At 67.4% G+C, this 6,769-nt stretch carries 5 protein-coding genes and 1 pseudogene; all 6 read right to left on the bottom strand.

Translation table 11 applies throughout. From position 1 onward, the window contains the following. A pseudogene (locus tag sphsw_RS13530) lies at positions 1 to 274 on the bottom strand (PKHD-type hydroxylase); the annotation flags it as partial. After that, positions 268 to 1,014 carry a tetratricopeptide repeat protein gene (locus tag sphsw_RS13525; protein WP_042467318.1) on the bottom strand — a complete coding sequence of 249 codons (747 nt, stop codon included), beginning with the start codon at positions 1,012 to 1,014 and terminating at the stop codon, positions 268 to 270. The pseudogene sphsw_RS13530 and the gene sphsw_RS13525, both read right to left, overlap by 7 nt. Before the next feature lie 8 nt (positions 1,015 to 1,022). Beyond that, positions 1,023 to 3,530 carry a TonB-dependent receptor gene (locus sphsw_RS13520; RefSeq protein ID WP_031441064.1) on the bottom strand — a complete coding sequence of 836 codons (2,508 nt, stop codon included), beginning with the start codon at positions 3,528 to 3,530 and terminating at the stop codon, positions 1,023 to 1,025. Between the two features lie 74 nt (positions 3,531 to 3,604). Further along, the gene (locus sphsw_RS13515; RefSeq protein ID WP_031441063.1) at positions 3,605 to 3,847 is read right to left on the bottom strand and encodes a ribbon-helix-helix domain-containing protein; all 243 of its coding nucleotides are present in this window, start codon (positions 3,845 to 3,847) and stop codon (positions 3,605 to 3,607) included. 22 nt (positions 3,848 to 3,869) lie between these two features. Further along, a complete protein-coding gene (gene cobT / locus sphsw_RS13510; protein ID WP_031393923.1) occupies positions 3,870 to 5,693 on the bottom strand; it encodes a cobaltochelatase subunit CobT in 1,824 nt (607 codons plus the stop codon). A gap of 4 nt (positions 5,694 to 5,697) precedes the next feature. Then, positions 5,698 to 6,702, bottom strand: coding sequence for a cobaltochelatase subunit CobS (cobS, locus tag sphsw_RS13505; RefSeq protein ID WP_031393922.1), 1,005 nt, complete (start codon positions 6,700 to 6,702; stop codon positions 5,698 to 5,700). Between the last annotated feature and the right edge of the window lie 67 nt (positions 6,703 to 6,769).

The raw sequence follows: 6,769 nt of genomic DNA, 5'->3' as shown, positions 1-6,769 counted from the left end.
CCTGCCCGCCGGCATAGCGGTTGAACAGCGGCGGGAAGACCTTCAGCGGCAGTGCGGCGGCGATGAACAGCGCCGACTGCCCCAGCGCGTCGAGGATCATGCCGCCGGCGTCCTTCGCCGCGGCCGACTCCTCGGGCAATTGCTCGTTGCGCTTGGCGAGCGCGCTTTGCACGCCCGAGGTCGCGTTGCCGTCGACCCACTCGGCCGCGTCGATCAACGTACGGACCCGCGCGACGCCGGCGGGATCGAGCACGTCTGGAATCGCGATCAGCACTGCGTGCCCTCCCGCAACGCCGCGACGCCGCGCGTGCGGAACGCCGCGATGTCGCTGGCCGCGAGAAACGCCTGCGCCTTCGTCACGAACGCGGCGTTGCCCCGCGCGCCGGCCTGTTCGAGCCAGCCGAGCGCGGCGTCGATCTCGCCCGCCGCACCGAGCATCCGCGCATGGTTGAAACAGCCGCGGAAATCGCCGCCCTCTGCCGCACTGGCATAGCAGGCCGCGGCACGCGCGAGGTCGCGGGGGCAGGCCCAGCCATCCTCGGCAAAGCTGCCGACGAAGTTGATCGCTTTCGCGCTTGCAAGCCCTGTGTTCATCGCGGCAACCTTCTCCAGCAGGGCGAGCGCGGCCGGCCTGTCCTCGGGCACGCCGTCACCCAGCGCCAGCAGCGTCGCGTAATTGTACATCGCCCAGTCGAGCCCGCGCGCAGCCGCGACCCGGTAGCATTCGGCCGCACGCGCCTTGTCGACCGGCGTGCCCCAGCCGAGATCGTAGCAGCGCCCGACCATGTTGAGCGCCATCACGTGATGCTGCGCCGCCGCCTTGACGAACCAGGCCAGGGCGGCAGCCGGATCGGCCGCGACGCCGGTCCCGTCGAGCAGCATCTGCCCGTAGACCGCCTGTGCCTCCGCCACGCCGGCGTCCGCCGCCTCGCGCACGAACGCCGCGCGGTCCTCCGGAGTGCCGGAGAGGCGCGCGGCGATGGCGTCGGGCGAAAGTGTGTCTAGCGCCGTCACGCTGGCCCTCAGAACCGCAGGTTGACCGTGCCGAACACCGTACGGCCCGCGGCGAGCGTGGCATAGTGGCTGGCATAGGTCTGCGAGAAATAGGTCTTGTTGGTCAGGTTCTGCGCGTTGACGCTGAGGTCGATCATGTCGGTCAGCTTGTAGCTGGCCCGCGCATCGAACCGCCAGTAACCGGGCGTGCTGCGGGTGAGGACCTTGGTCGCGGGGGTTACCGTGACGACGCCCGCCGCAGTCTGTCGCGCGGCGCGATTGTCGGCATAGCCGCCGATCTGTTCGTCCATGTACAGTGCCGTGCCACCGATCTGCAGCCGGCGCGTCACGTCGATATTGGTCGTCGCGGTGAAGCTGTTCTTCGCGGTCTGCGGTACCTGCTTGCCGGTGTTGACCGACACGACGCCGGTGGTCCGCGCAGGCTGGACGACGGTCGTCACCCCGTTCGCGGTGGTCGTGATCGCGAGGGCGGTCAGCGTCGTGAAGCCACCGTCGATGATCTTCGGATCGAGATGCGTGAACCCGCCGAACACCGTCCAGCCGGGGAGGATCGTCCCGCTGACGTTGAACTCGAACCCGCGGATCCGCGTCTCGCCGATGAACGATGCGGTGTTCGTGTCGTCGAGCACGCGCGCGTTGGAAATCTCCGTCTGGAACACCGCCGCGCCGATCTGCAGCTTCTCGGCGAACAGGCTCGCCTTGGCGCCGACCTCGTAGGACTTGGTCTTTTGCGGCTTCAACAGCCCGAGCACTGCGACGGTGATCGCGTTATCCTCGCGGCCTTCGCCGAGCAGGCTGTTCGGCGGCGTCGCGGCGGTCGCGTAGCTCGCATAGAGGCTGGTCTCGGGCGTCGGCTTGAAGACGAGCCCTGCCTGCCAGTTGAAGAGGTTGTCGACGCGCGTGAGCTTCGTCTGCGTTGCGCCCGGCAGCGTGATCGTCGATTCGAACCGGTCGTAACGCGCACCCAGGTTCAGGATCAGCGCCGGGATCAGCGTGATCGAATCGAACGCGTAGACCGCCTTGGTATTGGCGTCGTTCTGCGTTTCGGTGGACAGCGCGCCCCGTGCGATCGGAGTCTGCGTCGTCGACGTGTCGCTCGCGTAATTGACCCAGGGCGCATAGGGATCCGGATCGAACAGGCTGACGCAATAGGAGCGCGCGATCGTCGCCGTGTTGCAGCGTGGCGAGATCGTCGAGCCGTTCGCCGACACGAACGTGCCGCGCCGCGTCTTTTCCCATGAAAGCTCGGTGCCGAGCGAGAAGCTGTGCTCGATGCCGCCGGTATTGAATTTGCCGTACAGGTCGGTCTGGTCGACGATGCTCTCGCTATAGCCGTAGCGCGTGTTGCCGCGCGTCCAGACATAGCCGCCATTGGTCACGTTCGCGCCCGTATTGGTCGCGGTGGTGCCATAGACATTGCCCTGGCTGTCGTCGGGGAGGGTGAAGATGAAGCTTTGCGTGCTGTGCGTGTAGCGTGCGGTGTTGCGCAGCGTGATGCCGCCGAAATCATGCTCGACGCGGATCGTCGCCTGGTTGGTGTCGGCGTCGCGGAAGTCGCGCGCCGCCAGCCCGTAGAAGTTTTTCCGGGAGACAAAGCCGGTCTGGCCGCCCGCGGTCGTCACGGTCCCGAGCGCGGGCCGTGTCGTGACGCTGCCGGTGCCGGGGTGATTGTTGATCGTGTAGAGATAGGGGATGCCGCTGTCGGGCAGTTCGCTGCTTTCCATGTGATAGAAGCTCGCGGTCAGCCGGGTCGGCGTGCCGAGCCCGATCGCGACGGAGGGCGCCACGCCCCAGCGCTTCTGCCAGATCGCATCGCGGCCCGCGACGTCCTGGTCGTGCCACATGCCCTGGATCCGGAACGCCGCGGTGTCGGAGATCTTGAGGTTCACGTCGCCGGTGACCCGCTTATAGTCCGCCTCGCCATAGCTGCCGCTGAGCGATCCGAACGTGTCGAGCACGGGCAGCCGTGACAGGATGTTGATCGTGCCGCCCGCCGAGCCGCGGCCGCCGAGCGTCGAATCGGACCCGCGGACGATCTGGACCGATTCGACCGCGAACACCTCGCGCGTCTGCGAGGCGAGGTCGCGGACACCGTCGACGAAGATGCTGCCCTGGCTGTCGAACCCGCGGATGAAGGGGCGGTCGCCGATCGGATTGCCGCCCTCCGCGGCGCCGAAGGTGATGCCGGGCACGGTGCGCAGCGCATCCGCGAGGCTGTTCGATCCAGTCTGCTCGATCACCTCCTTGGGCAGGACGATGACCGAGCGCGGGGTATCGACCAGCGGCGCGACCTGTTTCGGGCCGGCATCGCGTTCGCGGTGGCCGTTGACCAGGATCTCGTCACGGTGCTGCACGTCGGCCGTGTCCGTCGGGGTGGCCTTGGGCGTCGCCGTCGTCCGGTCGGCATCGGCGGCGAGCGCCGGCGCGGTCGTGAAGGCACCGATGCAGGACAGGGCCAGGAAGGCGGGCATCGTGGCAGGACGCGGCGCGACGCCCCGCGGCGAAACAGTCGACATAGTGAAACCCCTTTTGCTCTTGGAGTATCGCTATTGAGAGTCGTTCGCACTGTCAATTCTAATGCGACTGGTTCTCAAGTCGACGAGGCGAACAGCCAGCTCCGCAAGGCGCTGGCGAGGTTCGGGGGTGCGTCCGCGACGATGCGCAGCGCGTCGATCTCTGCGACCAGCGCGGACAAGGGCAGGCCGAGCCGAACCGCCTCCCGCTCGAGCGCCTGCCAGAAGATCGGTTCGAGGCTGATCGACGTCTGGTGACCGGCGATCGTGATCGACCGCTTCACGGGGCCTGCAAACCCGCCGCGCGGGGGGGCGATCACGCGCGCGGTGGCCGAATGGCCGTCACTCGGTGTCGAAGAGCGATGCGAGCTGTTCGATGATCGTCCCGCCGAGCTGTTCGACGTCCATGATCGTCACCGCGCGCGCATAATAGCGCGTCACGTCGTGGCCGATGCCGATCGCGACGAGCTCGACCGGCGACCTGGTCTCGATCCAGCCGATCACCTGACGCAGATGGCGTTCGAGATAGGATCCCGAATTCACGCTGAGCGTCGAATCGTCGACCGGCGCACCGTCGCTGATCACCATCAGGATGCGGCGTTCCTCGGGCCGCGCGACGAGCCGGGCATGCGCCCACATCAGCGCCTCGCCGTCGATATTCTCCTTCAGCAACCCCTCGCGCATCATCAGCCCGAGCGAGTTGCGTGCGCGCCGCCATGGCTCGTCGGCACGCTTGTAGACGATGTGACGGATGTCGTTGAGCCGGCCAGGCTGGGGCGGGCGGCCGGCGGCGAGCCACGTCTCACGCGACTGGCCGCCCTTCCAGGCGCGCGTGGTGAAGCCGAGGATCTCGGTCTTCACGCCGCAGCGTTCGAGCGTACGCGCGAGGATGTCCGCGCTGATCGCCGCGATCGAGATCGGACGTCCGCGCATCGACCCCGAATTGTCGATCAGCAACGTGACGACGGTGTCGCGGAAATCGGTCTCGCGCTCGGCCTTGTAGCTGAGCGACAGCGTCGGGTTGACGATGACGCGGGCGAGCCGCGCAGCGTCGAGAATGCCCTCCTCCTGGTCGAAATCCCACGAGCGCGACTGCTGCGCCATCAGCCGGCGCTGCAGCCGGTTGGCGAGCTTCGACACGGCGGACTGGAGATGGACAAGCTGCTGGTCGAGATAGCCGCGCAGTCGTGCCAGTTCCTCGGCATCGCACAGCTCGGTCGCGGCGATCACCTCGTCGAACTGCGTCGTCCATGGCTTGTAGTCGAACGCAGTGCCCATGTCCGCCATCGGGCGGTTAGGGCGGACGGGCTGCATGCCCTCCTCGCCGTCATCGCCGGGCTCGCCGTCGATGTCGTCCATCGACTCGTCACTCTGCTCCTGGCCGTCGCTTTCCTCGTTCTGCTGCTCGGACTGTTCGCCGCGCGCCTCGACTTCGCCCTGGCCGTCCTCGCCCTGGTCGTCGCCTTCGTCGCCCTCGTCCTGCTGCTGCTCGTCGGTGCCCTCATCCTCGGAGCCGCCCTCTTCGCTCTCCTCGGGGACCTGGTCCGCCTGGACGAGCTCGAGCTCGGCGAGCATCTTGCGCGCCAGGCCCTGGAACGTCTTCTGGTCGTCGATCGCATAGGCCAGCGCGTCGAGATCGGTCTTCTGCTCGATCCACTCACGCACCAGCGCGAGACCGGGTGCAGCAACCGCGGGCGATTCCTGCCCGGTGAGCCGCTCGCGCACCATCAGCCCGAGCGCGGTCGACAACGGCACCTCGTCGCGGTTGCGCGCGCGCGTGATCGGGTCGGCGCGCAGCCGGACGTCGAGCGCCATGGCGAGGTTGTCGCTGATCCCGGCATAGCCGCGCGACCCCAGCGCCTCGACGCGCGCGGTCTCGACCGCGTCGAACACCGCACGCGCGACCGCCTCGACCGGCGCGGCACGGTTGTGCAGCGCGATGTCGTGATGCTTCAGCTGGAGCGCGAATCCATCGGCGAACCCGCGCGCTTCCGCGACCTGTTCGGGCGGCAGCGCGCGCGCGGGCATCGGCACCTTGATGTGCTTGCCCGACTGCGCCGGCGCGTCCGCGGTGAAGGCGAGCTCGACCTCAGGCTCCTCCGCGATCGCACGCGCGGTGCCGGCGAGAACCGCCTTGAACCGGTCGAGGGGCGTTTCGTTCGCCAAGGCCTCAGGCCTTGCCCATCACGCTCTCGGGCAGGTCCTTGCCGAACACGCGCTGGTAATATTCCGCGACCAGCGACCGCTCTGCCTCGTCGCACTTGTTGAGGAACGACAGGCGGAACGCGAAGCCGACGTCACCGAAGATCAGCGCGTTCTGCGCCCAGGTGATCACGGTACGCGGGCTCATCACGGTCGAGATGTCGCCGTTGACGAAGCCCTTGCGGGTCATGTCGGCGACGCGGACCATGTTCTCGACGACCTTCTTGCCGTCGGGCTTGTCATATTCACCCGATTTCGCGAGCACGATCTGCGCCTCGACCTTGGCGGGGAGGTAGTTGAGCGTGACGACGATGTTCCAGCGGTCCATCTGACCCTGGTTGATCTGCTGCGTGCCGTGATACAGCCCGCTGGTGTCGCCGAGGCCGACCGTGTTGGCGGTCGCGAACAGGCGGAACCAGGGGTTCGGGCGGATCACGCGGTTCTGGTCGAGCAGCGTCAGCTTGCCCTCGGTCTCGAGCACGCGCTGGATCACGAACATCACGTCGGGACGCCCTGCGTCATATTCGTCGAACACGAGCGCGGTCGGGGTCTGCAGCGCCCAGGGGAGCAGGCCTTCGCGGAACTCGGTGATCTGCTGGCCGTCCTTCAGGACGATCGCGTCGCGGCCGATCAGGTCGATGCGGCTGATATGCGCATCGAGATTGATGCGGATGCACGGCCATTTCAGGCGTGCCGCGACCTGTTCGATATGGGTCGACTTGCCGGTGCCGTGATAGCCCTGGACCATCACGCGGCGGTTGTGCGCAAAGCCCGCGAGGACCGCGAGCGTGGTGTCCGCGTCGAAGACATAGGCGGGGTCGAGATCGGGGACGCGCTCGTCCGCCTCGGAGAAGGCGGGCACCTCCATGTCGGAATCGATCCCGAACATCTCGCGCACCTTCACCATGCGGTCGGGGGCGTCGAGAATCGTCGTCTCGCGGCTGTCGGGTTGGGTATTGGGGATATCGGTCATGCTGGCCTCGTGTTCCCGGTAGCTCTAGGCCAAGCGCGGGTGAATACTCAACCGCGACGTACGCGAT

The organism is Sphingomonas sp. FUKUSWIS1, from assembly GCF_000733135.1.
In the GTDB taxonomy this organism is placed as follows: domain Bacteria; phylum Pseudomonadota; class Alphaproteobacteria; order Sphingomonadales; family Sphingomonadaceae; genus Sphingomonas; species Sphingomonas aerolata.
The sequence above is the reverse complement of the archived record's forward strand: the minus strand, read 5'-3'. Positions and strand labels throughout refer to the sequence as shown.

Coding starts and splice junctions, on each gene's coding strand:
- sphsw_RS13520 (WP_031441064.1), bottom strand. CDS start 3,530: ATGTCGACTGTTTCGCCGCGGGGCGTCGCGCCGCGTCCTGCCACGATG.
- cobS (WP_031393922.1), bottom strand. CDS start 6,702: ATGACCGATATCCCCAATACCCAACCCGACAGCCGCGAGACGACGATT.